The 24944-nt window shown below is 59.9% G+C and carries 22 protein-coding genes; 5 read left to right on the top strand and 17 right to left on the bottom strand.

Features of this window, described 5'->3' with window-relative positions:
- The first annotated feature begins 39 nt into the window (after window positions 1-39).
- Both fabA and fabB read left to right on the top strand, forming a co-directional pair.
- Window positions 40-555: a 3-hydroxyacyl-[acyl-carrier-protein] dehydratase FabA gene (gene fabA / locus Q8O96_RS00805; protein ID WP_011060067.1), complete on the top strand. Its 516-nt coding sequence runs from the start codon at window positions 40-42 to the stop codon at window positions 553-555.
- A gap of 11 nt (window positions 556-566) precedes the next feature.
- Window positions 567-1787, top strand: a complete 1221-nt coding sequence (fabB, locus tag Q8O96_RS00800; RefSeq protein ID WP_047302756.1) for a beta-ketoacyl-ACP synthase I — start codon at window positions 567-569, stop codon at window positions 1785-1787.
- A 120-nt stretch (window positions 1788-1907) separates the two neighbouring features.
- Here fabB and Q8O96_RS00795 read toward each other — a convergent pair whose 3' ends face one another.
- The 3 genes from Q8O96_RS00795 to Q8O96_RS00785 all read right to left on the bottom strand — a co-directional run bounded on the left by Q8O96_RS00795 (window position 1908) and on the right by Q8O96_RS00785 (window position 5187).
- Window positions 1908-3533, bottom strand: coding sequence for a methyl-accepting chemotaxis protein (locus tag Q8O96_RS00795; RefSeq protein WP_102863957.1), 1626 nt, complete (start codon window positions 3531-3533; stop codon window positions 1908-1910).
- Between the two features lie 139 nt (window positions 3534-3672).
- Complete coding sequence (locus tag Q8O96_RS00790) at window positions 3673-4137, bottom strand: DUF3859 domain-containing protein (RefSeq protein WP_102863958.1); 465 nt, start codon at window positions 4135-4137, stop codon at window positions 3673-3675.
- A gap of 72 nt (window positions 4138-4209) precedes the next feature.
- Window positions 4210-5187 (bottom strand): amidohydrolase family protein, encoded by a 978-nt coding sequence (locus Q8O96_RS00785; protein WP_305948218.1) that lies wholly within the window; start codon window positions 5185-5187, stop codon window positions 4210-4212.
- Between the two features lie 193 nt (window positions 5188-5380).
- On the opposite strand from Q8O96_RS00785, the gene Q8O96_RS00780 reads away from it, so the two are divergent.
- Window positions 5381-5797: an OsmC family protein gene (locus tag Q8O96_RS00780; RefSeq protein WP_102863960.1), complete on the top strand. Its 417-nt coding sequence runs from the start codon at window positions 5381-5383 to the stop codon at window positions 5795-5797.
- 62 nt (window positions 5798-5859) lie between these two features.
- Window positions 5860-6732 (top strand): pirin family protein, encoded by an 873-nt coding sequence (locus Q8O96_RS00775; protein WP_102878894.1) that lies wholly within the window; start codon window positions 5860-5862, stop codon window positions 6730-6732.
- Window positions 6733-6832: 100 nt separating this feature from the next.
- Here the strand turns inward: Q8O96_RS00775 and Q8O96_RS00770 are convergent, their stop codons facing one another.
- From Q8O96_RS00770 to Q8O96_RS00755, 4 genes are all read right to left on the bottom strand, one after another.
- On the bottom strand, window positions 6833-7561 hold the full coding sequence (locus tag Q8O96_RS00770; RefSeq protein WP_115581882.1) for a dienelactone hydrolase family protein: 729 nt from the start codon (window positions 7559-7561) through the stop codon (window positions 6833-6835).
- A 71-nt stretch (window positions 7562-7632) separates the two neighbouring features.
- Window positions 7633-9537 carry a molecular chaperone HtpG gene (gene htpG, locus Q8O96_RS00765; protein ID WP_102864108.1) on the bottom strand — a complete coding sequence of 635 codons (1905 nt, stop codon included), beginning with the start codon at window positions 9535-9537 and terminating at the stop codon, window positions 7633-7635.
- Between the two features lie 90 nt (window positions 9538-9627).
- Window positions 9628-10080: a PaaI family thioesterase gene (locus Q8O96_RS00760; RefSeq protein ID WP_115581881.1), complete on the bottom strand. Its 453-nt coding sequence runs from the start codon at window positions 10078-10080 to the stop codon at window positions 9628-9630.
- Window positions 10077-10553: a PaaI family thioesterase gene (locus Q8O96_RS00755; protein WP_102863964.1), complete on the bottom strand. Its 477-nt coding sequence runs from the start codon at window positions 10551-10553 to the stop codon at window positions 10077-10079. Before Q8O96_RS00755 ends, Q8O96_RS00760 begins: the two co-directional genes overlap by 4 nt.
- Before the next feature lie 158 nt (window positions 10554-10711).
- On the opposite strand from Q8O96_RS00755, the gene Q8O96_RS00750 reads away from it, so the two are divergent.
- Window positions 10712-10963: a hypothetical protein gene (locus Q8O96_RS00750; RefSeq protein WP_016968094.1), complete on the top strand. Its 252-nt coding sequence runs from the start codon at window positions 10712-10714 to the stop codon at window positions 10961-10963.
- 115 nt (window positions 10964-11078) lie between these two features.
- Here Q8O96_RS00750 and Q8O96_RS00745 read toward each other — a convergent pair whose 3' ends face one another.
- The 10 genes from Q8O96_RS00745 to sdhA form a co-directional block, all read right to left on the bottom strand.
- On the bottom strand, window positions 11079-11549 hold the full coding sequence (locus tag Q8O96_RS00745; RefSeq protein ID WP_207167272.1) for a hypothetical protein: 471 nt from the start codon (window positions 11547-11549) through the stop codon (window positions 11079-11081).
- A 51-nt stretch (window positions 11550-11600) separates the two neighbouring features.
- A complete protein-coding gene (locus Q8O96_RS00740) occupies window positions 11601-12338 on the bottom strand; it encodes a DUF599 domain-containing protein (RefSeq protein ID WP_102863966.1) in 738 nt (245 codons plus the stop codon).
- 169 nt (window positions 12339-12507) lie between these two features.
- Complete coding sequence (gene brnQ / locus Q8O96_RS00735; protein WP_102863967.1) at window positions 12508-13821, bottom strand: branched-chain amino acid transport system II carrier protein; 1314 nt, start codon at window positions 13819-13821, stop codon at window positions 12508-12510.
- A gap of 457 nt (window positions 13822-14278) precedes the next feature.
- Window positions 14279-15160, bottom strand: a complete 882-nt coding sequence (gene sucD, locus Q8O96_RS00730; protein ID WP_068587916.1) for a succinate--CoA ligase subunit alpha — start codon at window positions 15158-15160, stop codon at window positions 14279-14281.
- Entirely contained in the window at window positions 15160-16326 is a 1167-nt protein-coding gene (gene sucC, locus Q8O96_RS00725) for an ADP-forming succinate--CoA ligase subunit beta (RefSeq protein WP_009047768.1), read from the bottom strand. The genes sucD and sucC overlap by 1 nt, the downstream gene beginning before the upstream one ends.
- Window positions 16327-16555: 229 nt before the next feature.
- On the bottom strand, window positions 16556-17992 hold the full coding sequence (gene lpdA, locus Q8O96_RS00720) for a dihydrolipoyl dehydrogenase (protein WP_102863968.1): 1437 nt from the start codon (window positions 17990-17992) through the stop codon (window positions 16556-16558).
- A gap of 103 nt (window positions 17993-18095) precedes the next feature.
- Window positions 18096-19316, bottom strand: a complete 1221-nt coding sequence (gene odhB / locus Q8O96_RS00715) for a 2-oxoglutarate dehydrogenase complex dihydrolipoyllysine-residue succinyltransferase (protein ID WP_305948217.1) — start codon at window positions 19314-19316, stop codon at window positions 18096-18098.
- A gap of 42 nt (window positions 19317-19358) precedes the next feature.
- Window positions 19359-22190: a 2-oxoglutarate dehydrogenase E1 component gene (locus Q8O96_RS00710; RefSeq protein ID WP_102863970.1), complete on the bottom strand. Its 2832-nt coding sequence runs from the start codon at window positions 22188-22190 to the stop codon at window positions 19359-19361.
- A 263-nt stretch (window positions 22191-22453) separates the two neighbouring features.
- Complete coding sequence (locus Q8O96_RS00705; protein ID WP_011060051.1) at window positions 22454-23158, bottom strand: succinate dehydrogenase iron-sulfur subunit; 705 nt, start codon at window positions 23156-23158, stop codon at window positions 22454-22456.
- Between the two features lie 12 nt (window positions 23159-23170).
- A complete protein-coding gene (sdhA, locus tag Q8O96_RS00700) occupies window positions 23171-24943 on the bottom strand; it encodes a succinate dehydrogenase flavoprotein subunit (protein ID WP_102878886.1) in 1773 nt (590 codons plus the stop codon).
- Between the last annotated feature and the right edge of the window lies 1 nt (window position 24944).

Genomic DNA, 24944 nt, shown 5'->3' with positions numbered 1-24944 from the left:
TTGCCCAACCCTGCCGCACGGGACTATTGAGGAGCTCGCATGACCAAACAAAACGCCTTTACTCGGGAAGACCTGCTGCGCTGCAGTCGCGGTGAGCTGTTCGGCCCAGGTAACGCGCAACTGCCCGCCCCCAACATGCTGATGGTGGATCGCATCACCCATATCAGCGAAGAGGGTGGCAAGTACGGTAAAGGTGAATTGGTCGCTGAGCTGGATATCACTCCAGACCTGTGGTTCTTCGCTTGCCACTTCGAGGGCGATCCGGTGATGCCGGGCTGCCTGGGCCTGGATGCCATGTGGCAACTGGTCGGTTTTTTCCTCGGCTGGCAAGGCCTGCCGGGCCGCGGCCGCGCCCTGGGTTCGGGGGAAGTGAAATTCTTCGGCCAGGTACTGCCGACCGCGAAAAAAGTCACCTATAACATTCACATCAAGCGCGTGCTCAAGGGCAAGCTGAACATGGCCATCGCCGATGGTTCGGTCAGCGTTGACGGCCGCGAAATCTATACCGCCGAAGGCCTCCGGGTCGGCGTGTTTACCTCAACTGACAACTTCTAAGGGTTATCCGCATGCGCCGCGTCGTTATCACTGGTCTGGGCATTGTTTCGTGCCTGGGCAATGACAAAGAGACCGTCTCCGCTAACCTGCGTGCAAGTCGCCCTGGCATCCGCTTCAACCCGGAATATGCCGAAATGGGTCTGCGTAGCCAGGTTTCCGGCTCCATTGACCTGAATCTTGAAGAACTGATCGATCGCAAGATCTATCGCTTCGTCGGCCACGCAGCGGCTTACGCCTACCTGGCCATGAAAGACGCCATCGCCGACTCCGGCCTGAGCGAAGAGCAAGTGTCCAACCCCCGCACCGGCCTGATCGCCGGCTCCGGCGGCGCTTCGACCCTGAACCAGATGGAAGCACTGGACATCCTGCGCGAGAAAGGCGTCAAGCGCGTTGGCCCGTACCGTGTAACGCGGACCATGAGCAGCACCGTTTCCGCCTGCCTGGCCACGCCGTTCAAGATCAAGGGCCTGAACTACTCCATCGCTTCTGCCTGCGCCACCAGTGCTCACTGCATCGGTACCGCCATGGAACAGATCCAGATGGGCAAGCAGGACATCGTCTTCGCCGGCGGCGGTGAAGAAGAGCACTGGACCCAGTCGTTCCTGTTCGACGCCATGGGCGCCCTGTCCACCCAGTACAACGAAACCCCGGAAAAAGCCTCCCGCGCCTACGACGCCAAGCGTGACGGTTTCGTCATCGCCGGCGGTGGCGGCATGGTGGTGGTCGAGGAACTGGAACACGCTCTGGCCCGTGGCGCGAAGATCTACGCGGAAATCGTCGGCTACGGCGCCACTTCCGATGGCTACGACATGGTGGCTCCAAGCGGCGAAGGCGCAATCCGCTGCATGCAGATGGCCATGTCCACCGTCGACGCACCGATCGACTACCTGAACACCCACGGCACCTCGACTCCGGTCGGCGACGTTGCCGAGATGAAGGGTGTGCGTGAAGTGTTCGGCGACAAAGCTCCAGCCATCAGCTCCACCAAGAGCCTGTCGGGTCACTCCCTGGGCGCCGCCGGCGTTCACGAAGCGATCTACTGCATGCTGATGATGGAAGGCAACTTCATGGCCGGTTCGGCCAACATCGACGAGCTGGACCCGGAAGTGGCCGACATGCCGATCCTGACCAAGACTCGCGAAGACGCCACCATCAACACCGTGATGAGCAACAGCTTCGGCTTCGGTGGCACCAACGCTACCCTGGTGCTGAAACGCTGGCAGGGCAAGTAAGCCCCGCCGCTTCGCCGAATGAAAAAGCCCCGACTGGTTCGGGGCTTTTTTTCGCCTGGCGTTCGCCGGTAAGCCGACGCCCAAGCAACCTGCACGAGCCTGCTTGCCAGCGAAAGCGCCTCACACCGAGAAGCGCGCCACCATGGTGTTCAGATCCACCGCCAGCCGCGACAGCTCCTGGCTGGCGGCGCTGGTCTGGTTGGCCCCCGCCGAGGTCTGCAACGCCAGATCGCGGATGTTCATCAGATTGCGATCCACTTCCCGCGCCACCGCGGCCTGCTGCTCCGAGGCACTGGCAATCACGATATTGCGCTCGTTGATCAGGGTGAAGGCCGAAGCGATTTCCTCCAGCGCCTGACCTGCCGCCTTGGCCACTTCCAGGGTCGAGCGGGCCCGGCTGTTGCTGTGCTGCATGGAACTGACCGCCTGGTCGGTGCCTTGCTGGATCCCGCCAATCATCTGCTCGATTTCCTGGGTCGACTGCTGAGTCCGATGGGCCAGGGCCCGCACTTCATCCGCCACCACGGCAAACCCGCGCCCGGCATCCCCGGCTCGCGCAGCCTCGATGGCCGCGTTCAGTGCCAGCAGGTTGGTCTGTTCGGCGATGGAGCGAATCACATCCAGCACCTTGCTGATGCCATAGACCTTCTGTGCCAGCTCTTCCACCTGGCTGGCATTGGTCGTCACATCCTCGGCCAGCAACTCGATGGAGAGCACCGTCTGATGCACCTGCTCACGCCCATGCTGGGCGATCCGGTCCGACTCCCGAGAGGCTTCGGAGGTGGCCACGGCATTGCTGGCCACCTCCTCCACCGCGGCGGTCATCTGATTCACCGCAGTGGCCGCCTGCTCGATTTCCAGGCTCTGCTGATGCAGGCCCCGGGTCGCATCCTCGGTCACGCAACTGAGCTCTTCCGAGGCGGAGGCCAACTGGCTGGAAGAGTCGGAAATGCGCCGGATGGTTTCCCGCAGGCTGTGCTGCATGGCCTTGAGCGCCTGCAACAGACGCGCCGGCTCATCCTTGCCAACCACCGTGATGTCACCCGTCAGGTCGCCGCCGGCCACCACCTCGGCGACACTCAGGGACTGGGCCAGGGGCAGGACGATGCTGCGGGTCAGCAACAATGCCAGGCCAATGGTCACCAGCGCCGCCACCGCGATCATGCCCACCACCCAGACCCGCGACTTGCTGAACACGGCCTGGGCCAGGTCCGTGGCCTGGGTCGCGCTCTGCTTGTTCAACTCGACCAGTTCATGCAGGGTCGCCGCCATTTCATCGGCCAATTGATTCATTTCGCCATTGACCACCTTGATCGCCTCTTCCAGCTGGTTCTGGCTGGAAAAGGCCATGACCTGGGCCTGGCGCTGCAGGTACTGCTTCTCAATGGCCTTGAAACGATCGAACAGGACCCGTTCCTGGGGCAGCACGATCAATGACTCATAGCGCCCCTGGGCAACCCCCAGGCCAGTCTTGATGTCGTTGATCTTCTTTTCGTTCTGGACAAGCGCTTGCGGGTCGCGATTGATCAGCAGACGCAGGGTCAGGGCACGGATGCGCAGCAGGTCCTGACTCATGTCACCGACGAACATGACGCTGGGCAGCCAGTTGCTTTCCACTTCATCGGACTGCTGGCGCATATTGGCCATCTGCATCAGGGCGAATGCCCCGAGGGCAAACACCATCAGCGCCAGCAAGCCGAAACCCAGGCCTGCGCGCGGCGCGATATTGAGACTTCTAAGGCTCATTCCTCTGGCTCCTTCCTAGAGCGCTGCAAGAACTTGCAGCAGGGTGCTCTTAGACGGTATCGGGCCGTTGGAAAATTGCGTAAGACAAAAACGTGATATCAAAACGCCCTAGCACTCCAATACTTGGGCGTAAAACGATTCAGCGCACAGAAAATCGCTGTTCTGCCAACAAACGGTCGCCCTGAAAGACCATGAAGTGCCATTCGCCGGGCACCACTTCATGGTTCTCCGTGAATTCGTAGGCCATCACATCCTGAGGTGCATTGGGTACCAGTTTCTGGGTGATCTCGAACTTGTCGTGGCGCGCCCCGTCCGGGGTACGGATGCCCGGAGTCAGGTAGAGCAGAGTCAGGGGCTGATCCTCGGCCACCTTGCCCAGCAACTGGTAACGCATACCGAACTTGGTCCCCAGCTTGGCGGGCACCACCGAGGTTTGCTGGATCTTCTCGTTGCTGCGGCGCAGCACCCGCTCCCCCGATTGCAGCTCGGCCTTGGGCCCTTCGAACACGCCGTATTCCACCGGTCCTTCAACACGGACTTCGGCACTGGCCAGGCCAGTGAAGATCATCAGCGCCGCCAATGCGCTTAAACGAGTGAGGTGCATATCACGCTCCTTGATTGAGATGGCGCGAGCTTATGAAGCAGGCGTGACAGGCTGATGACAGACTGGGGCCTGCTAGGGGCGACTTTTGGCGGGAAGGATGGCGAGGAAATTGTCATGGGCCACCTTGCGCGCCACCTCCTCCGGCAAGGCATCGAGGAAGACATCGAAGCTGTGCAGCTCGCGCCCCAGCTTGTTGAAGCGCCCAACCACATCCGAACCGAGCATGAAGCGCTCCGGGAAGCGCTCCACCAACTGCAGCCAGGCCTGGCTGGGGTTGCCCTGCTCATCCAGCAGATAGGGCGTGAGCAGGCTCCAGGACAGGTCGATGTACAGATTGGGGTAGCTCTCCAGCAGCCGCGTCAGGGTCGGCAGCAAGAATTCCAGGCGGGTCTGGTGACGATGGATCTCGGCACTGGTGCCAGCGTGGGCCCAGATAAAGCGCGTATGGGGGTGATTGCGCAGCGGCGCTTCGATTTCTGCCAGGTACAGCGGGTTGCGTTCGCGCTTGGAGGTGATGTTGGAATGCAGCATGACCGGCAGGTCGTTCTCCGCCGCCAGGTGATAGACCTTGGTCATCGCCTCGTTGTTGGCCCGTGGCGTGTCTCCGGCAGTCAAGGCCGTGAGGTCGTCATGGCGGGTGAAGACCTCACCGATGCCCTGCCACAGCCCCGGATCAAGGTCGAGCATGCGCTGGATATGCGCCGCGGAGTTCTTGTCATTGGGATTGAAACCGGACAGGAAGGGATGAAAACGCTGACGCTGCTCAGGGGGCAGTTGCTTAACCGCAGCCGCCACCAGCACGTCGGTGGCGCTGTACCAGTAGGCATCAGCATCATCACCGGCGTAATAGCGTGGACGCTTGGGTTCATCCTCGTGCCATTTCTTGGCCACCGGAATTCCGGAAATCATCACCTGTTCAATACGGTTGTCAGCCATGGCCTCGAGCAACGCATCCATGCCCGCGGATTCCTGGAAGAAGTCCACGTAATGCAAGTGAGCATCGCTGTAGCGGTAATCCCGTGCCTGGGCCGCCACGCCGGGCAGCAGCATCAGCAACGCTCCAAGGCAGGTTCCGTATAAATGATTCCAGTACACCGCAGCGTCTCCAAAGGGTTGCAGCCGGGTAGACCCTGCACCCCAGCAGCAGGTTCAGAAAAAAGGGGAACGCCTGTGGCTCCCCATGCTCTATAACTTCAGCACCTTTACAGCCTGATCCGATATTCATCACTGCCTGAGGTTTGCCATGACCATTACCGTCAATACCGAGTCCAGCGAAGGTTTCCGCCACAGCATCCAGGTGGATGACCACCAGTTGTTCACCGACCTGCCCCAGTACGCCGGTGGCGAAGGCACCGCCCCCGAGCCCCATGACTACTTCGATGCCGCCCTGGGGGCCTGCAAGGCCCTGACCCTGAAGCTCTATGCGCAGAAGAAGAACATCCCGCTGACCGGGGTCACGGTGGAGCTCAAGCACGACAACAGCCAGGAGCCGCAAGGCAAATACGCCCTGCATGTAAAGCTGACCCTCAAGGGCGTGCTCACCGACGCCCAGCGTGAGGAGTTGCACCGGGTGGCCGACCGTTGCCCGATCCACAAGCTGATGACCACCAGCGAAGTCAGCATCGAGACTCACCTGTCCGAAGGCGCCTTCAGCCAATAGCGGCAAGGCTGGCACACGCGGGTTATGCTCCCGGGCATAACCCCATCAGCCTGGAATCCGCCATGAACTCACCCCTCGTGATCCGTCCCCGTGCCGAGGACGTTGAAGGCCAGCCCATCCTGCGCCCCCTGCCTTCGGCCCAGTGCCGCAGTGTCGGGCCTTTCGTGTTCTTCGACCATATGCTGGAAACCCGCTACCCGCCGGGCAAGGGCATGAATATCCGCCAACATCCGCATATCGGCCTGTCCACCTTGACCTACCTGTTCGCCGGGCAGATCCAGCACAAGGACAGCCTGGGCTCCGACCAGATCGTGGAGGCCGGAGACGTCAGCTGGATGACCGCCGGCAGCGCCATCGCCCATGTCGAACGCACGCCAGCCCCCTTGCTGGCCCAGGGGTTCGCCATGCACGGCCTGCAGGTCTGGCTGGCCTCGCCCCAAGAGCAGGAGCAAGGCCCGGGGCATTACAGCCATCACCCGGCCAGCAGCCTGCCGGTGAGCGACAACCTGGGGGTGAGCATCCGCATGATCGCCGGCAGCGGCTTCTGCCTGGAATCGCCGGTGCCGGTACTCTCCCCCACCCTGTACGCCGAACTGCGACTGCAGACCGCCACCAGCCTGCTGATTCCCACCGAGCACCCGCAGCGCGCGCTGTATGTACTGGACGGCGCGGCACAACTGGACGGCGAGCCTTTGCCCGTGCACGCGCTAGTGGTATTGCCGGAGGGGGAGAACGCCACGCTGTTCGCCGAAAGCGATTGTCACGCAGTGCTGATCGGCGGCGCGCCCCTGGACGGTCCGCGCCGGATCAATTGGAACTTCGTGGCCAGCGATCCGGCGCGTATCGAGGAGGCGCGGCAACGCTGGGCGGCCGGGGATTGGCCACAGGTGCCAGGAGAAAGCGAGCGCATCGAATTGCCACCCGCCCGCCACTGATCGCTAGGAGTCGGCTTGCCGGCGAACAGGCCCGTGAGTCTGGCGTTGCTCTCACTGACGCCTTCGCTGGCAAGCCAGCTCCGGAATCAGGGGCGACAGGTCAGCCGCGGAAAACTTCGTCCAGCAGGTAATGCATGGTGGCGAAGGCCCGCGCCGAGGTCTTGGCGTCGTACATCATCTTGCCCGGTACATTGGCGTGGGTATCGGTGAAGGAATGCACCGCACCGCCATAGCTGACCAGTTGCCAGTCCACACCCGCCGCATCCATTTCCGCCTCGAAGGCCGGCAGTTGCTCCTTGGCCACTAACGGGTCCGCCGCACCGTGCAGTACCAGTACCGAACCCTTGATATTGTTCGCGTCGCTAGGGTTGGGGGTGTCCAGGGTGCCGTGAAACGACACCGCCGCCTTCACTGGCGCGCCACTGCGGGCCAGCTCCAGGGCGCAGCAGCCGCCAAAGCAGAAACCGAAGGTGGCCAGCCTGGAAGTGTCCACCGCTGCTTCGCCCTGACTCTGCAAGGCCGCAAAGGCCGCCTGCATGCGCTTGCGCAACAGCGCCCGGTCATCCTTGAGCGGCATCATCGCGGCCCCGGCCTCACTGGCATCGCTGGGACGCAGCGACTGGCCATACAGATCAGCGATCAGTACCACGTAGCCCTTGGCCGCCACCGCCTCGGCGATCTTCTCCGCGCCGGCGCTGACGCCCATCCAGTTCGGCGCCATCAGCAACCCCGGGCGCGCGCCTTGATGGGCGGCATCGAAGGCCAGTCGACCTTCATAGGGCTGGCCATCGATCTGATAGACCACGGAACGCACTGTGATTTGACTCATGACTCAGCTTCTCCAGTAGAGGAACACCAGAATGAAAAAACCCGCCGAAGCGGGTTTTTCTTGCAACGTGGTTAAACCGACAGTTCAACCAGCAGCTTGTTCAGTCGGCGCACATAGGCCGCCGGGTCTTTCAAGCTGTCACCGGCCGCCAGGGCCGCCTGATCGAAGAGGATGTGCGACAGGTCGCCAAAGCGCTCTTCGCTCTGCTCACCGTCGAGTTTCTCGATCAGCGGGTGAGTCGGGTTGAACTCGAAGATCGGCTTGGAATCCGGAACCTTCTGCCCGCTGGCTTCAAGGATCTGGCGCATTTGCAGCCCCAGGTCCTGCTCGCCGATGGCCAGGATCGCCGGGGAGTCGGTCAGGCGGTGGGAAACCCGAACTTCGCTGACGCTCTCGCCCAGGGCGGTCTTGATCCGCTCCACCAGGCCTTCCTTGGTCTTGGCGACTTCCTCGGCAGCCTTCTTGTCCTCTTCCGAGTCCAGGTTGCCCAGGTCCAGGTCACCACGCGCCACATCGACAAAGCTCTTGCCGTCGAATTCGTTGAGGTAGCTCATCAGCCACTCGTCGATACGGTCGGTGAGCAGCAGCACTTCGATGCCTTTCTTGCGGAAGACTTCCAGATGCGGGCTGTTCTTCACCTGAGCGTAGGATTCGCCGGTGAGGAAGTAGATCTTGTCCTGACCTTCCTTGGCGCGAGCCAGGTAGTCGGCCAGGGACACGTTCTGCTCGCCGTCGTCGCCCTGAGTGGACGCGAAGCGCAGCAGGCCGGCGATCTTTTCCTTGTTGGCGAAGTCTTCGGCCGGGCCTTCCTTCATCACCTGGCCAAAGTTCTTCCAGAAGCCCTTGTATTGCTCTGGCTCGTTCTTCGCCAGTTTTTCCAGCATGTCGAGGACGCGCTTGGTCAGTGCCGATTTCATCGAGTCGATGATCGGGTCTTTCTGCAGGATTTCCCGCGAGACGTTCAGCGACAGGTCGTTGGAATCCACCACGCCCTTGATGAAGCGCAGGTACAGCGGCAGGAAGGACTCAGCCTGATCCATGACGAACACGCGCTGTACGTAGAGCTTGAGGCCCTTCGGCGCTTCACGCTGGTACAGATCGAACGGTGCACGGGCCGGCACGTAGAGCAGCGAGCTGTACTCCAGCTTGCCTTCGACCTTGTTGTGGCTCCAGCTCAGCGGGTTCTCGAAGTCATGGGCGATGTGCTTGTAGAACTCCTGGTATTCCTCGTCCTTGATCTCGGTACGCGGACGGGTCCACAGGGCACTGGCGCGGTTGACGGTTTCCCACTCCAACGCCGGTTTCTCTTCGCCTTCGGCGGCAGCGGCTTCTTTGGGCAACTCGATCGGCAGCGCGATGTGGTCGGAGTACTTCTTGATGATGTTGCGCAGGCGCCAGCCATCGGCGAACTCGTCTTCACCGGATTTGAGGTGCAGGACGATGCGGGTACCGCGCTCGGCCTTGTCGAGGGTCGCTACTTCGAACTCGCCTTCGCCCTTGGACGACCAGTGCACGCCTTCGCTGGCCGGCAGGCCGGCACGACGGCTGAACACTTCAACCTGGTCGGCAACGATGAACGCGGAGTAGAAACCCACGCCGAACTGACCGATCAGGTGCGAGTCCTTCTTCTGGTCGCCGGTGAGGTTCTTCATGAAATCAGCAGTGCCGGACTTGGCGATGGTCCCCAGGTGAGTGATGACATCTTCACGGCTCATGCCGATACCGTTGTCTTCGAGGGTGACGGTTTTCGCGTCTTTGTCGAAGCTCACACGGATTTTCAGTTCGGCGCCACCTTCCAGCAACTCGGGCTTGGACAGGGCTTCGAAACGCAATTTGTCGACGGCGTCAGAGGCGTTCGAGATCAATTCGCGAAGGAAGATTTCCTTGTTGGAATACAACGAATGGATCATGAGGTGCAGCAGTTGCTTCACCTCGGTCTGGAAGCCCAGGGTTTCCTTTTGAGTTTCCACACTCATGGTCATCAAACTCCAATCAGATGGCTGTGGTCGCGCTCCGGAAGCGGAGAGCGGCGGGATGACATGGAAGTGGGGGTAGCTGACTGGATTTCAAGGGGCGAGACTCTCTTCAATCTTGAAATGTGCCCGGGCGGTAGCAATTGGCTCGTCGGCGGTGCTCTGCCAGGCCGTGATGGCGACGTTGGCCACCCTCCTCCCCTGCCGCCACACCTGGCAGCGAGCGAAGGTGTCACGAAACTGTCCGGCACGCAGGTAGTCGAGGGAAAAATCGATGATCTTCGGCACGCCGGGCGAGCCGGTGAGAATCAGCAAATGCAAGGCTGCCGCCAGCTCCATGAAACCGGCAATCACCCCACCGTGCAGGGCCGGCAGCAGAGGATTGCCGATATTGTCCTTATTGGCCGGCAGGCGAAACAGCAGCTCATCCCCCAGCGGCGTGCACTCGATGCCGATCAATCTGGCGTAGGGAATCTGCTCCAGCAACGCAGCGTAATCGCCCTGCTGACGAGCCTGCTCCAACAACCCTGCAAGACCCACGCTCATGCCCGCTCTCCCTTGATGGAGCCGGCGAACCCACGACTGCCCTTGAGCCCCTTGCCCATGCGCATGAAGGTACCGACCACGTGGGCCACGGGGCGTTCGGGATCGTCCTGATAGGCAAAGCCACGGGTGAAGATCACGTCAGTGGTGACCCGGTAACACTGGGCAAAGCCGTGCACGTCGTGATGAGGCATCGCCGGATGCATATAGTCTATGCGCAGGTCCAGGGTCGGACACACTTCGAACTCCGGCAGCACACAAAGCGTGGCCATGCCGCAGGCGCTGTCCATCAGCGTGGTCAAGGCGCCGCCATGAATGATCCCGGTTTGCGGGTCACCGACAATCTGCGGGCTGTAGGGCAAGGTCAGAGTCATGCCTTCCACCGAGGCGCTGTGTACCCTGATATCCAGCACCTGACAGTGGCGCAGAGCGGAAAGAAAGCGCGTCGCACGCTCGAAAATTGGGTTCTGCACCATGGCTTATGCCTCTTGTTATTGTCAGGAATGTGCATTGAATGAAGCAGACAAAAGTTCCGTGAAACGAATACTTAATATATCTGTGACCCTCAAGGAACTTAAATCACAAGGCCATGATCGAAAGGCCAGTAGATATCTTCACTAAGGAGAAACACCCCATGCGTAAGACTTTAGCTATTGCCCTGATGCTGACCGCTTCCCTCGGTCTGGCTGCCTGCGACAAAAAATCCGAGGACAAAGCTCAAGATGCCAACCAACATGCTGAGCAAGCTCAACAAAAAATGAACGAAGCTCAGGATAAAGTGAACGAGGCAGCGAAAGAAAACGCCGAAGCCGCCAAAGATCAGGCTGAATCCAACAAGGCCGCTGCTGAAGAAAGCGCCAAGGAAGCAGCACCTAAAACCAACTAAGTCGGTTTTAGCGCAACACCAAAAAGCCCGCCAAGTGCGGGCTTTTTCTTATCTGCAAAACAACAGCTCAATACAACGGTATTTAGTTGTCGAATAGATAACTAAGCCCTGACGCTCAATACCCTGATTCCAGGAACAACTCATTCTGGAGCGGCTCTGCCTGCAACGGGTGTCCAGACACTCCACTGGCTGAAGTCTCCAACCCATAGCGCAAGGAACTGGATACGGGCAATAGCCTGATGGGAAAGTCGTAGTGGGCGGTAAAGGGTGCCAACCACTGGCGAGTCTGGTAATCGACCGCGGTGATACTCATGTAGCAAGGGTGCGGGGTGTCCTGGGGCGCGCGGCCGGCCAGCACCATCACCAGCTCCCAGTCGGTTGCCTGCTCGACCTGGAAGCGTCCGTCCTCGCCAGTCAGGAACTGCGCCCCACACAAGGTGCCCCTGGCCCCGGCGATCGGCATGCCGCTCAATGCATCCACCACCTGGCCACGGGCGTCGCCATTCAGATACAGGGTTTGCACCCGGCAACCGGACAACAAAATGAATGAAAGGCACAGGCACATCAGGGCACGCAGCTTACTCATTGGCCAACTCCTTTTAACCGGGCAACAGATCAATCGATCAGCCCTCCCCGCTCAGACTGCGTCTTTGGAGCTATCGGCCAAAGGCTGTTCAGTCGGGGTATAGACCATGACGTCAAGTACGTCGGAATGAAACTCCCGCCGGTACAGGACGAACACCACGCCTGCACTCATCAGCATGAACAACCAGGGGCTGACGAACCAGGCCAGCATGGTCATGCCGAAATAGTAGGAACGCAGCCCGAAGTTGAACTGGTTGGCCGCCATGGAAATCACCCGGGCTGCCCGCAAAGCAAACGCCTTGCGCTCCTGTTCGGAGACATGTCGCTCGCCGATCATCGGCGCCGACCCCACCAGCACCGCCGCAAAGTTGTACTGGCGCATGCACCAGCTGAAGGTGAAAAAGGCATATACGAACACCAGCGCCAGGCACAGCAACTTGATCTCCGACATGCCCTGGGACGCCTGCTGCACCAGCGGAATGTCCGCCAGCAGCGACACCGCGCGCTCCGATGCACCGAGCACTGTGAGGATGCCTGCCAGGATGATCAGGGTACTGGAAGCGAAGAACGAAGCGTTGCGCTCCAGGTTGCCGATCACACTGGCGTCGGCGATACGGTTGTCCCGCAGCAGCATGCGACGCATCCAGTCCTCGCGGTACAGGTGCAGGACACTGGCCAGGCATGCCGTGTCCCGGCCCTTCCAGGTGGCATAGCGGGTATAGCCGCCCCAGCAGACGACGAACCACAGAGCGGCCAGTAGATGAATCAGGTTGGCTTGGACAAACGACATGCAAATTCCTGTAAGGCGTTGGCAAAAGACAAGGACACTGCTTCGACGCCACGCCGAGGAAAAAGACACCGCCCAAGCCCCATAAAAAATGCCCCGTATCGATGGATACGAGGCATTTTCCTTGGCGCTCATGGATCGCTTGTGGCGATCCAGAGCCATCAGCGGCAGATCAAGCCAGGGCTTGGGCCGGCTTGCCCAGAATACGGTCGAAAATCACCGCAACCGCCAGGACGATCACCGAAGGCACCAGCCAGGCCAGGCCTTGCTCGCTCAACGGCAAGTGGGCCAGCTGGCTAGGCAAACCATCGGCCAGGCCGGCCCCCTTGAGCGCATCGATCAGACCGAACACGAAAGACACCAGCATCACCGGGCCAACGATACGCCGCTGGTCCCGCCAGAAGTCCTTGCAGAAGCTCAGGGCCACCAGGGCAATGCACGGTGGATAAATGGCGGTCAGTACCGGGATCGAGAAGGCGATCAGCTTGGTCAGGCCAAGGTTCGACACCAACAGCGAGAAGACCGCGAGGATCACCACCAGAGTCTTATAGGACAACGGTGTTACGCGGCTGAAATACTCGGCGCAGGCACAGGTCAGGCCCACAGCGGTCACCAGGCAAGCCAGGGAGATCAGTACCGCAAGGAAGCCGCTGCCCAGGGAGCCAAAGGTGTGTTGGACATAGGCATGCAGCACCGCCGCGCCATTGGTGGCACCGGCGGCCACTTCATGGCTGCCCGAACCGAGACGGAACAGGCTGATATAAACCAGGGCCAGACCAACCCCGGCGATCAGACCGGCGATCACCGCGTAACGGGTGATCAGTCGAGGCGACTCGACTCCTCGCGAGCGAATGGCGTTGACGATAACGATACCGAACACCAGAGCGCCCAAGGTATCCATGGTCAGGTAACCATTGATGAAACCTTGAGAAAACGGCGCTGCCACATATTCGGGCGTGGCCTCGCCAACAGTACCCGCTGGCAGCGCGACCGCTGCAATACCCAGAACCGCCAGCGCGATGATCTTCAACGGCGCCAGGAAACGGCCAACGGTATCCAACAAGCGGCCCGGATACAGGGAGATGAAGAACACCAGCAGGAAGTAGGCCGAGCTGTAGAGGAACAGCGCCAGCGGGCTCTCGCCAGTCAGTGGCGCCAGGCCCACTTCAAAGGACACAGTGGCCGTGCGCGGCGTGGCGAACAGCGGGCCAACCGCCAGGTAGCAGACCGCCGCCAACAGACCGCCAGCGACTTTACCGATGGGGCTGCTCAGGGCATCCATGGCGCCACCGACCTTGGCCAGGGCAACCACGGTGATCACTGGCAGGCCGACCGCCGTGATCAGAAAACCTAGCGCCGCCATCCAGACATGGGGTCCGGACTGCAAACCGACAATAGGAGGAAAGATGATGTTGCCAGCCCCAACGAACAGGGCAAAAGTCATGAAGCCGAGTGCCAGAATGTCCTGGCCTTTCAACACTTTCATTAAGGAAATACCACACTACTGAATCGGAATTTAGAGAGGGATTTCCCTTATGGGTGAGGGAAATGCTGTCAATCCGTATAAGACTGACCCGTTTAGCGCGCAGTTACCTTGTGGGCAGCAGACGCAAAAAGAGGCGGCTAGCCTACCGAATCTGCAAGACGAACGCACCGGCGCAATGAGAATTTTCTGATATGCGACATTGGGATGTCGCATTTTCGAAATTATATTTCCATCGGGCTTAATCCCATCCCCGCACACCAGCCAGCATGCTGGGAGCCGAAGCCTATAGAAGCCGAATTAGGTCAGCGCGGCTTGTATAGGAGCTGGCTTGCCAGCGAAGCCCTCCCCCAAGGCAGCAACTGAAGGCCTCTTCCCAGCAAGCCGGCTCCTACGGCAGAAAGCACAAAGGCCACCCGAAGGTGGCCTTTGTGGTTGAAGCGTCAGTTAAGCGCGAGGCTTACTTGACAGCCCAACCGGTCAGCTCGGCCAGGGCCTTGCCGATGTCTGCCAGCGAACGCACGGTTTTCACGCCTGCGTCTTGCAGCGCAGCGAATTTCTCGTCTGCAGTGCCTTTGCCGCCAGAGATGATTGCGCCAGCATGGCCCATGCGCTTGCCCGGAGGAGCAGTCACACCAGCGATGTAGGAAACAACCGGCTTGGTCACGTGAGCCTTGATGTAGGCAGCCGCTTCTTCTTCAGCCGAACCGCCGATCTCGCCGATCATCACGATCGCTTCGGTCTTCGGGTCTTCCTGGAACAGCTTCAGGATGTCGATGAAGTTGGAGCCTGGGATCGGGTCACCACCGATGCCGACGCAGGTGGACTGACCGAAACCGGCGTCAGTGGTCTGCTTAACGGCTTCGTAAGTCAGGGTGCCGGAACGGGAAACGATACCGACCTTGCCTGGCAAGTGAATGTGACCTGGCATGATGCCGATCTTGCATTCGCCTGGAGTGATCACGCCTGGGCAGTTAGGGCCGATCAGGGTAACACCCAGCTCGTCGCACTTAACTTTAGCGTCCAGCATGTCCAGGGTAGGAATGCCTTCGGTGATGCAGACGATCAGCTTGATGCCGCCGAAAGCTGCTTCCAGGATCGAGTCCTTGCAGAAAGGAGCCGGAACGTAGATCACGCTGGCGGTGGCGCCAGTGGCAGCTACAGCGTCTTTCACGGTGTTGAACACTGGCAGGCCCAGGTGCTCGGTGCCGCCTTTGCCAGGAGTTACGCCACCCACCATTTGGGTGCCGTATTCGATGGCTTGCTGGGTGTGGAAACTACCTTGCGAACCGGTAATACCCTGGCAGATAACTTTGGTGTCTTTATTGATCAGGACGCTCATTATTTGCCCTCCGCAGCTTTGACAACTTGTTGAGCAGCGTCGGTCAGGCTGGTAGCAGCGATGATGTTCAAGCCGCTTTCTGCCAGTACTTTAGCGCCCAGTTCAGCGTTGTTGCCTTCAAGGCGAACAACAACCGGGATTTTCACGCCGACTTCTTTCACAGCGCCGATGATGCCTTCGGCAATCATGTCGCAGCGAACGATGCCGCCGAAGATGTTGACCAGTACTGCTGCGACGTTGGTGTCGGACAGGATGATCTTGAAAGCTTCGGTCACGCGCTCTTTGGTAGCACCGCCGCCCACGTCGAGGAAGTTGGCTGGCTTACCGCCGTGCAGGTTGACGATGTCCATGGTACCCATGGCCAGGCCGGCACCGTTGACCATGCAGCCGATGTTGCCTTCCAGGGCTACGTAGTTCAGTTCGAACTTGGCAGCGTGCGCTTCGCGCGGATCGTCCTGCGACGGATCGTGGAAGGTCTTCAGCTTAGGCTGACGGTACATGGCGTTGGCGTCGATGTTGATCTTGGCGTCCAGGCAGTGCAGATCGCCGTCAGCCTTGATCACCAGCGGGTTCACTTCCAGCAGGGCCAGATCGTGATCCTGGAACAGTTTGGCCAGACCCACGAAGATCTTGGCGAACTGGGCAACTTGCTTGCCTTCCAGACCCAGCTGGAAAGCCAGCTCGCGACCCTGGAATGGCTGAGCGCCAACCAGTGGGTCGATAGTGGCTTTCAGAATTTTTTCTGGAGTGTCGTGAGCGATTTTCTCGATGTCCACGCCACCTTCGGTGGAAGCCATGAACACGATGCGACGGCTCGAACGGTCAACGACAGCGCCCAGGTACAGCTCTTTAGCGATATCAGTGCACGATTCAACCAGGATCTTGGTGACAGGCTGGCCATTGGCGTCAGTCTGATAGGTCACCAGACGCTTGCCCAACCACTGCTGAGCGAATGCCTTAGCGTCTTCTTTGCTGCGAACCAGCTTAACGCCGCCCGCTTTACCGCGACCACCGGCGTGAACCTGGGCTTTGACAACCCACTCGGAGCCGCCGATTTTGTCGCAAGCTTCTGCTGCTTCTTCCGGGGTGTCTACCGCGTAGCCTTTGGATACTGGCAGGCCGTATTCAGCGAACAGCTGCTTACCCTGATACTCGTGAAGATTCATGCTTTTTACCGTCTTCGTTAGGTACTGCGCATTCGGCGCTGCGCTCAAGATTGAGTGCCGCACCACCTGTGACCGCTACTCTCAAACCAGCGCCACACCTGAACCCGGAGCCTGGGCCCCGGTCCAGTGTGTGGCGCTACCTCAAGAGGTCGAGTCCAGCGGATATTCCGCGGTGAGTCTTGCGCACAAGGCTCACGACGGGCCAACCGCCGTGGTTTCTTATTATTGCTTAGCGTTTCTTGCGGTTGGCAATGTGGATGGCAGTGCCATTCACAGCCAGAGCTGCTTCGTGCAGGGCTTCGGACAGGGTCGGATGAGAGAAAACCATCATGCCCAGGTCTTCGGCGCTGGTGCCGAATTCCATGCCGATTGCACCTTGCTGAACCAGTTCCGCAGCGCTTGGGCCAATCACGTGGACGCCCAATACGCGGTCAGTCTTGGCATCGGCGATGACTTTGACGAAACCACCGGTGTCGTTGGCTGCCATGGCACGGCCGCTGGCGGCAAACGGAAAGGTGCCGACGTTAACTTCAACGCCTTCAGCTTTCAAGGCCTGCTCGGTTTTACCGACCCATGCAATTTCCGGGTGAGTATAAATAACCGAAGGGATCAGGTCATAGTTCATCTGGGCCTTGTGGCCCTTGATGCGCTCGGCAACCATGATGCCCTCTTCCGAGGCCTTGTGAGCCAGCATCATGCCGCGCACCACGTCACCAATGGCGTAGACGCCCGGTACGGTAGTAGCGCAGTGATCGTCAACGTGCACGAAACCGCGCTCGTCGAGGGTTACGCCGCAGTCGGCAGCCAGCAGATCGGTGGTCACCGGACGGCGACCAACGGCGACAATCAGCTTGTCGAAAGTGATGGTCTGTTCGCCGTTGGCGTCGGTGTAGGTCACCACGACTTCTTCTCCGTTGACCTTGGAGCCGGTCACGCGAGCGCCCAGCTTGATGTCCAGACCCTGCTTGGTCAGGGTTTTCAGCGCTTCCTTGGAAACAGCGGTGTCAGCTGCCATCAGGAAGGTGTCCAGGGCTTCCAGGACAGTCACTTGCGCGCCCAGACGCGACCAGACCGAACCCAGTTCCAGACCAATAACGCCAGCGCCGATCACGCCCAGACGTTTTGGTACGGCCTGGAATTCCAGGGCGCCGGTGGAGTCGACGATGACATTCTGATCGACCGGGGCTGGTGGAATGTCGATTGGACGCGAACCTGGAGCCAGGATCACGTTTTCAGCTTCGATGACTTCAACCGAACCGTCCGGCTTGGTGACTTCGACTTTCTTGCCGGCCAGCAGTTTGCCGTGGCCTTGGATCGAAGTGACGCCGTTGGCTTTGAACAGGGTGGCAACACCGCTGGTCAGGCCTTTGACGATGTTGGCCTTGCGACCGACCATGGCCGGTACGTCCATGGTCACGCCAGCGTGGCTGATACCGTGGATGGCGAAACCGTCCTGGGCCTCATGGAATTTCCAGGAGCTGTCCAGCAGCGCCTTGGAAGGAATGCAACCGACGTTCAGGCAAGTACCGCCGAGGGCCAGCTTGCCCTCTTTATCGGTGTACTTCTCGATGCAAGCAGTCGTCAGACCAAGCTGTGCTGCCTTGATTGCAGCTACATAACCGCCTGGGCCCGCGCCAATCACTACTACGTCGAATTTCTGAGTCATAAAAAGGTTCCTTTTAACGGCAAGCTAGAAGCCGCAAGCCGCAAGCTTGAAGTCCCTTGCCTTAAGGGCTCGGAACTTGTCGCTTGCAGCTTGCAACTGCTTTTTAGATGTCCAGGAGCAGACGCGCCGGGTCTTCCAGCAGGTTCTTGATGGTCACCAGGAACGTCACAGCTTCTTTACCGTCGATCAGACGGTGATCGTAGGACAGCGCCAGGTACATCATCGGACGGATTACTACCTGGCCGTTGATCGCCATAGGACGTTGCAGGATGTTGTGCATGCCCAGGATAGCGGCTTGCGGTGGGTTGACGATCGGGGTCGACATCATCGAACCGAAAGTACCACCGTTGGTGATGGTGAAAGTACCACCGGTCATCTCTTCCATCGACAGCTTGCCGTCGCGGGCCTTCTTGCCGAAGGTGGCGATGCCGCCTTCGATTTCGGCCAGGCTCATCAGCTCGGCGTTACGCAGAACCGGAACCACCAGGCCACGGTCGCTGGACACCGCAACACCGATGTCGGCGTAGCCGTGGTAGACGATGTCGGAACCGTCGATCGAAGCGTTGACCGCAGGGAAGCGCTTCAGCGCTTCGGTGGCGGCCTTGACGAAGAACGACATGAAGCCCAGGCGCACGCCATTGTGGGACTTCTCGAACAGGTCCTTGTACTTCGAACGCAGAGCCATGACTTCGGTCATGTCGACTTCGTTGAAGGTGGTCAGCATGGCCATGTTCGACTGGGCTTCAACCAGACGCTCGGCAACCTTGGCCCGCAGACGGGTCATAGGTACGCGCTTCTCGACGCGATCGCCGGCAGCGAAGACTGGAGCAGCAGCGGCTGGAGCCGGAGCCTTGGTAGGCGCGGCAGCCGGAGCGGCTTTCTTGGCGGCAACGGCAGCCACCACGTCTTCCTTGGTCACACGACCGCCTTTGCCGGTACCGGCAACGGAAGCGATGTTGATGCCGTTTTCTTCAGCCAGCTTGCGCGCGGCAGGAGCGGCGATTGGATCGTCTTCGCCGTCAGCGGCAGCCGGGGCAGCAGCGGCAGCGGCCGGAGCGGCGGCAGCAGGAGCAGCGGTAGCAGCACCGCCTTCAACGATGGAGCCCAGAACTTCGTCGGACAGAACGGTGTCGCCTTCGTTCTTGACGATAGCGCCCAGTACGCCATCAGCGGTGGCCAGCACTTCCAGCACAACCTTGTCGGTCTCGATGTCGACGATCAGCTCGTCGCGCTTGACGGCTTCGCCCGGTTGCTTGTGCCAGGTGGCAACGGTGCCATCGGCAACCGATTCCGGGAAAGTGGGGGCTTTGATCTCGATAGCCATTATCAGTGGTTCCTTAAATTCGGTTTCAGGTGCGCGAAGGCGTTAAACAGTGAAGGCATCTTGCAGCAGTTTTTCCTGCTGCTCGGCGTGCATCGACGCGTAGCCACAAGCAGGCGCAGCAGAGGCGTCACGGCCCGCGTACTCGAGTACGAGCGACTTGTCGTGATTGCCTACGATGCGACGCATATGGTGCTGGCTGCAGTACCAGGCGCCCTGGTTCATCGGCTCTTCCTGACACCAAACCACATGCTTGAGGTTGGTATACGGAGCCAGGACTTCGTTCAGATCGTCCTCAGGGAACGGGTACAGCTGCTCAATACGCACGACGGCGATGTCTTCACGACCTTCGGCACGGCGTTTTTCCAACAGGTCGTAGTAGACCTTGCCGCTACACAGAATCAGGCGCTCGACCTTTTTCGGGTCCAGTACGTCGATTTCCGGAATCACGGTCTGGAACGAACCTTCGGCCAGATCTTCCAGAGTCGAGATGGCCAGCTTGTGGCGCAGCAGCGACTTCGGAGTCAGAACCACCAGTGGCTTGCGCAGAGGGCGGATCACCTGACGGCGCAGCAAGTGGTAGATCTGTGCCGGAGTGGTCGGCATGCACACCTGAATGTTGTGCTCGGCACACAGTTGCAGGTAACGCTCCAGACGCGCCGAGGAGTGCTCAGGGCCCTGACCTTCGTAACCGTGAGGCAGCAGCATGGTCAGACCGCAGAGACGGCCCCACTTGTGCTCGCCGCTGGTGATGAACTGGTCGATCACCACTTGCGCACCGTTGGCGAAGTCGCCGAACTGGGCTTCCCAGATCACCAGCGCGTTCGGCGTGGTGGTCGAGTAGCCGTATTCGAATGCCAGTACTGCCTCTTCCGACAGGAAGGAGTCGTACAGGTCAAAGCGCGGCTGCCCTTCGAACAGATGCTTGAGCGGCACATAAGTGCTGGCATCTTTCTGGTTGTGCAGAACGGCGTGGCGGTGCGAGAAGGTGCCGCGGCCGATGTCCTGGCCGGTCATGCGGATCGGGTGACCTTCGAACGCCAGGGTCGCGTACGCCATGGTTTCAGCGTAACCCCAGTTGATCGGCAGGCCGCCGGCTTGCATCTTCTGACGGTCTTCGTAGATCTTCGCAACCTGACGCTGAACCACGAAGCCTTCCGGCAGCTCCAGCAACTTGGCGGACAGTTCCTGCAGGGTCTTGAGATCGAAGGTGGTGTCGTGACGTGCGGTCCAGGTGTGGCCCAGGTATGGACGCCAGTCCACGAACAACTCTTTGTTCGGTTCCTTGACCAGGCTCTTCACTACGTGCAGACCGTTGTCCAGCGCATTGCGGTACTCATCGACTTTCGCCTGAACACGCTCTGCGTCGAGCACACCGCTCTGGATCAGGCGATCGGCATACAGCTCACGGGTGGTGCGCTGCTTGGTGATCTGCTGATACATCAGTGGCTGGGTGCCGCTTGGCTCGTCGGCCTCGTTGTGGCCGCGACGACGGTAGCAGACCAGGTCGATCACCACGTCGCGCTTGTACTGCATGCGGTAGTCAATGGCCAGCTGGGTCACGAACAACACGGCTTCCGGATCATCACCATTCACATGGAGGATCGGCGCCTGGATCATCTTCGCAACGTCGGTAGCGTACTCGGTGGAGCGCGAGTCCAGCGGGTTGCTGATGGTGAAACCTACCTGGTTGTTGATGACGATGTGCACAGTGCCGCCGGTACGGAAACCGCGGGTCTGGGACATCTGGAAGGTTTCCATCACCACGCCCTGACCGGCAAACGCCGCGTCACCGTGGATCGAGATCGGCAGAACCTTGTCGCCGGTCTGGTCGTTGCGACGATCCTGACGGGCGCGCACCGAACCCTCGACCACTGGAGAAACGATTTCCAGGTGGGACGGGTTGAACGCCATGGCCAGGTGAACTTCGCCGCCGGCAGTCATCACGTTGGACGAGAAGCCCTGGTGATACTTAACGTCACCGGAGCCCAGCTCGACCTTCTTCTTGCCTTCGAACTCGTCGAACAGCTCGCGCGGGTTCTTGCCGAAGGTGTTGACCAGCACGTTGAGACGGCCACGGTGAGCCATGCCGATCACGACTTCCTTGGTGCCGTAGGAACCGGAACGCTGGATCAGCTCGTCGAGCATTGGAATCAGGCTTTCACCACCTTCCAGACCGAAACGCTTGGTGCCCGGGTATTTGGTACCCAGGTATTTTTCCAGGCCTTCGCCGGCGGTGACGCGCTCGAGCAGGTGGCTCTTGATGTCGGCGGAATAGGTCGGACGACCGCGTACGCTTTCCAGACGCTGCTGGAACCACTGACGCTGTTCGGAATCGGTGATGTGCGTGAATTCAGCTCCGATGGTGCGGCAATATGTCTGCTGCAACGCTTCGTGAATTTCGCGTAGGCTCGCTTCCTCTTTGCCGATGAACAGGTCGCCGGCACGGAAGGTCGTATCAAGATCGGCATTGGTCAAGCCGTAATGATTGATCGACAGGTCTGCAGGTGCAGGACGCTGCCACAGCCCCAGCGGGTCCAGCTGGGCTGCCTGGTGGCCACGCATCCGATAGGCCTGGATCAATCGCAGCACTTCAACTTGCTTCTTCTCGTGCTCACTGCTCACGCTGCCGGCGGATACCGGTTGGGCGCGGCGCTGGTTCTTTGCCAGCAAGACGAAATGATCGCGGATTGTCGAGTGCGAAACATCGATGGCAGTGCTGCCGTCGGTAGGCAACTTCTGAAAGTAAGTGCGCCACTCTTCTGGCACAGCGTTAGGGTCGTGCAGGTAGAGCTCGTAGAGCTCTTCCACATAGGCAGCGTTACTACCGGATAGGTAGGCGCTGTTCCACATGCGCTGCATCACGCTTTCTTGCATGCTTGGTCACCCTCGGTTAGGGGAACACCACCGGCGAAGACACCGAGCAAGCTTGCAGAAGTCCGAATGCAGCGACCAAAACAAGCCACTTAGGATCACGCTGATAGTCCGGGTACCAGCCCGGATGCCCCTGCTTGTCTCATTTCTTCAAAAATAAAAGCAGCCACTTTGTGAGCTGCTGCTCAGGTTAGAGCCATGACGCGGGTTGAAGCCCGCGCCTTGGCTTTTACGGGTACAGCGGTCCTACGGGTACAACAGCTGAATCACACGCCACTCTGCAGCAACATGTTACGAATGTGACCGATGGCCTTAGTCGGGTTCAGGCCCTTCGGACAAACGTTGACGCAGTTCATGATCCCCCGGCAGCGGAATACGCTGAACGGGTCGTCCAGGGAAGCCAGACGCTCGGATGTCTTGGTGTCACGGCTGTCTGCCAGGAAGCGATAGGCTTGCAGCAGAGCAGCCGGACCCAGGAACTTGTCCGGGTTCCACCAGAAGGACGGGCAAGAGGTCGAGCAGCAAGCGCACAGGATGCACTCGTACAGACCGTCGAGCTTTTCGCGCTCTTCCGGGGACTGCAGACGCTCGATGGCCGGAGCCGGCGTGTCGTTCTGCAGGAATGGCTTCACCTTCTCGTATTGCTTGTAGAAGATGCTCATATCGACGACCAGGTCACGGATAACCGGCAGACCTGGCAGCGGACGAACAACCAGCTTGTTCTTCTTGACCACGGCGGACAGCGGCGTGATGCACGCCAGGCCGTTCTTGCCGTTGATGTTCATGCCATCGGAACCGCAAACGCCTTCACGGCAGGAACGACGATAGGAGAAACCCTCGTCCTGCTCTTTGATCAGCGCCAGCACGTCCAGCACCATCAAGTCCTTGCCACCGGTGTCGACCTGGAAAACCTGGGTTTTCGGAGCCGAGTCGGTGTCAGGGTTGTAACGATAAACTTCAACTTGCAACATATCGATCACCCTTTAGTAAGTCCGGACTTTTGGTTCAAAAGTCGGAACAGTCTTCGGCGAGAAGTTGACCGCACGCTTGGCAACGCGCTTCTCACCCGGGAAGTACAGGGTGTGGCACAGCCAGTTTTCGTCGTCACGGTCTTCGAAGTCTTCACGGGCGTGAGCGCCGCGGGACTCTTTACGCACTTCGGCAGCGATGGCAGTGGCTTCAGCCACTTCCAGCAGGTTCTGCAGCTCAAGTGCTTCGATACGCGCAGTGTTGAAAGCTTGAGACTTGTCGTTGATCTTGACGTTGGCGATACGCTCGCGCAGCTCAGCCAGCTGAGCAATACCCTTCTGCATGTACTCGCCGGTACGGAATACACCGAAGTAGTTCTGCATGCAGTTCTGCAGCTCGCGGCGCAGGGTTGCAACGTCTTCACCGGTGGTGCGCTCGTTGAGCTTGGCCAGGCGGTTCAGGGCAACGTCGACGTCGGTGTCGCTGGCATCGCGGTATTCGATACCGTCGGTCAGCGCTTTTTCCAGGTGCAGGCCAGCTGCACGACCGAACACCACCAGGTCCAGCAGCGAGTTGCCGCCCAGACGGTTGGCGCCGTGTACCGATACGCAAGCCACTTCACCCACTGCGAACAGACCAGGGATGATGGTGTCTTCGCCAGCAGCGTTCTGAGTGATCGCCTGACCATGAATGTTGGTGGCAACGCCGCCCATCATGTAATGGCAGGTTGGAACGACCGGAACTGGAGCAACCACCGGGTCAACGTGGGCAAAGGTCTTGGACAGCTCGCAGATGCCAGGCAGGCGGCTGTGCAGCACTTCCTCGCCCAGGTGATCGAGCTTGAGCATCACGTGGTCGCCATTCGGGCCACAGCCGTTGCCGGCGATGATTTCCTTGACCATGGAGCGCGCAACAACGTCACGACCTGCCAGGTCCTTGGCGTTCGGAGCATAACGCTCCATGAAACGCTCGCCGTGCTTGTTGATCAGGTAACCGCCTTCACCGCGGCAGCCTTCAGTCACCAGTACACCAGCGCCGGCGATACCGGTCGGGTGGAACTGCCACATTTCGATGTCTTGCACCGGAACGCCGGCACGCAGCGCCATGCCTACACCGTCACCGGTGTTGATCAGGGCGTTGGTGGTGGAAGCATAGATACGACCTGCACCGCCGGTAGCCAGAACGGTGGCCTTGGAGCGGATGTAGGTGGTTTCGCCGGTTTCGATGCAGATCGCGATCACGCCGACAAAAGCGCCGTCCTGGTTCTTCACCAGATCGACCGCGTACCACTCGTTGAGGAAGGTGGTACCGGCTTTCAGGTTGCCCTGATAGAGGGTGTGCAGCAGCGCGTGACCGGTACGGTCGGACGCAGCACAGGTACGAGCAGCCTGGCCGCCCTTACCGTAATCCTTGGATTGACCACCGAAAGGACGCTGATAGATACGACCGGTTTCAGTACGAGAGAACGGCAGACCCATGTGGTCCAGCTCGAAGACCGCAGCCGGACCTTCCTGACACATGTATTCGATAGCGTCCTGGTCACCGATGTAGTCGGAACCCTTGACGGTATCGTACATGTGCCAGCGCCAGTCATCGTTCGGGTCCGCCGAGGCGATCGCGCAAGTGATGCCGCCTTGGGCAGACACAGTGTGCGAACGGGTCGGGAACACCTTGGTGATCACAGCAGTCTTGTGGCCGCCCTGGGCCAGCTGCAGTGCGGCACGCATGCCGGCGCCGCCGCCGCCAATGATGATGGCGTCGAAAGAAATGGTTGGAATGTTAGCCATG

This window comes from Pseudomonas sp. LPH60, assembly GCF_030718165.1.
GTDB classification, from domain to species: domain Bacteria; phylum Pseudomonadota; class Gammaproteobacteria; order Pseudomonadales; family Pseudomonadaceae; genus Aquipseudomonas; species Aquipseudomonas danubii.
This window is presented reverse-complemented; position numbering and strand designations above follow the sequence as displayed.

Bases quoted from the DNA above. Each gene is read 5' to 3' on its own strand.
- Q8O96_RS00745 (WP_207167272.1), bottom strand. From the start codon at position 11,549: ATGAGTAAGCTGCGTGCCCTGATGTGCCTGTGCCTTTCATTCATTTTG.
- Q8O96_RS00795 (WP_102863957.1), bottom strand. From the start codon at position 3,533: ATGAGCCTTAGAAGTCTCAATATCGCGCCGCGCGCAGGCCTGGGTTTC.
- lpdA (WP_102863968.1), bottom strand. From the start codon at position 17,992: ATGACTCAGAAATTCGACGTAGTAGTGATTGGCGCGGGCCCAGGCGGT.
- Q8O96_RS00780 (WP_102863960.1), top strand. From the start codon at position 5,381: ATGACCATTACCGTCAATACCGAGTCCAGCGAAGGTTTCCGCCACAGC.
- Q8O96_RS00710 (WP_102863970.1), bottom strand. From the start codon at position 22,190: ATGCAAGAAAGCGTGATGCAGCGCATGTGGAACAGCGCCTACCTATCC.
- Q8O96_RS00755 (WP_102863964.1), bottom strand. From the start codon at position 10,553: ATGGTGCAGAACCCAATTTTCGAGCGTGCGACGCGCTTTCTTTCCGCT.
- Q8O96_RS00775 (WP_102878894.1), top strand. From the start codon at position 5,860: ATGAACTCACCCCTCGTGATCCGTCCCCGTGCCGAGGACGTTGAAGGC.
- Q8O96_RS00705 (WP_011060051.1), bottom strand. From the start codon at position 23,158: ATGTTGCAAGTTGAAGTTTATCGTTACAACCCTGACACCGACTCGGCT.
- sucC (WP_009047768.1), bottom strand. From the start codon at position 16,326: ATGAATCTTCACGAGTATCAGGGTAAGCAGCTGTTCGCTGAATACGGC.
- fabB (WP_047302756.1), top strand. From the start codon at position 567: ATGCGCCGCGTCGTTATCACTGGTCTGGGCATTGTTTCGTGCCTGGGC.
- Q8O96_RS00770 (WP_115581882.1), bottom strand. From the start codon at position 7,561: ATGAGTCAAATCACAGTGCGTTCCGTGGTCTATCAGATCGATGGCCAG.
- fabA (WP_011060067.1), top strand. From the start codon at position 40: ATGACCAAACAAAACGCCTTTACTCGGGAAGACCTGCTGCGCTGCAGT.
- Q8O96_RS00760 (WP_115581881.1), bottom strand. From the start codon at position 10,080: ATGAGCGTGGGTCTTGCAGGGTTGTTGGAGCAGGCTCGTCAGCAGGGC.
- sucD (WP_068587916.1), bottom strand. From the start codon at position 15,160: ATGAGCGTCCTGATCAATAAAGACACCAAAGTTATCTGCCAGGGTATT.
- Q8O96_RS00740 (WP_102863966.1), bottom strand. From the start codon at position 12,338: ATGTCGTTTGTCCAAGCCAACCTGATTCATCTACTGGCCGCTCTGTGG.
- Q8O96_RS00790 (WP_102863958.1), bottom strand. From the start codon at position 4,137: ATGCACCTCACTCGTTTAAGCGCATTGGCGGCGCTGATGATCTTCACT.
- sdhA (WP_102878886.1), bottom strand. From the start codon at position 24,943: ATGGCTAACATTCCAACCATTTCTTTCGACGCCATCATCATTGGCGGC.
- htpG (WP_102864108.1), bottom strand. From the start codon at position 9,537: ATGAGTGTGGAAACTCAAAAGGAAACCCTGGGCTTCCAGACCGAGGTG.
- odhB (WP_305948217.1), bottom strand. From the start codon at position 19,316: ATGGCTATCGAGATCAAAGCCCCCACTTTCCCGGAATCGGTTGCCGAT.
- Q8O96_RS00750 (WP_016968094.1), top strand. From the start codon at position 10,712: ATGCGTAAGACTTTAGCTATTGCCCTGATGCTGACCGCTTCCCTCGGT.
- Q8O96_RS00785 (WP_305948218.1), bottom strand. From the start codon at position 5,187: ATGCTGCTGCCCGGCGTGGCGGCCCAGGCACGGGATTACCGCTACAGC.
- brnQ (WP_102863967.1), bottom strand. From the start codon at position 13,821: ATGAAAGTGTTGAAAGGCCAGGACATTCTGGCACTCGGCTTCATGACT.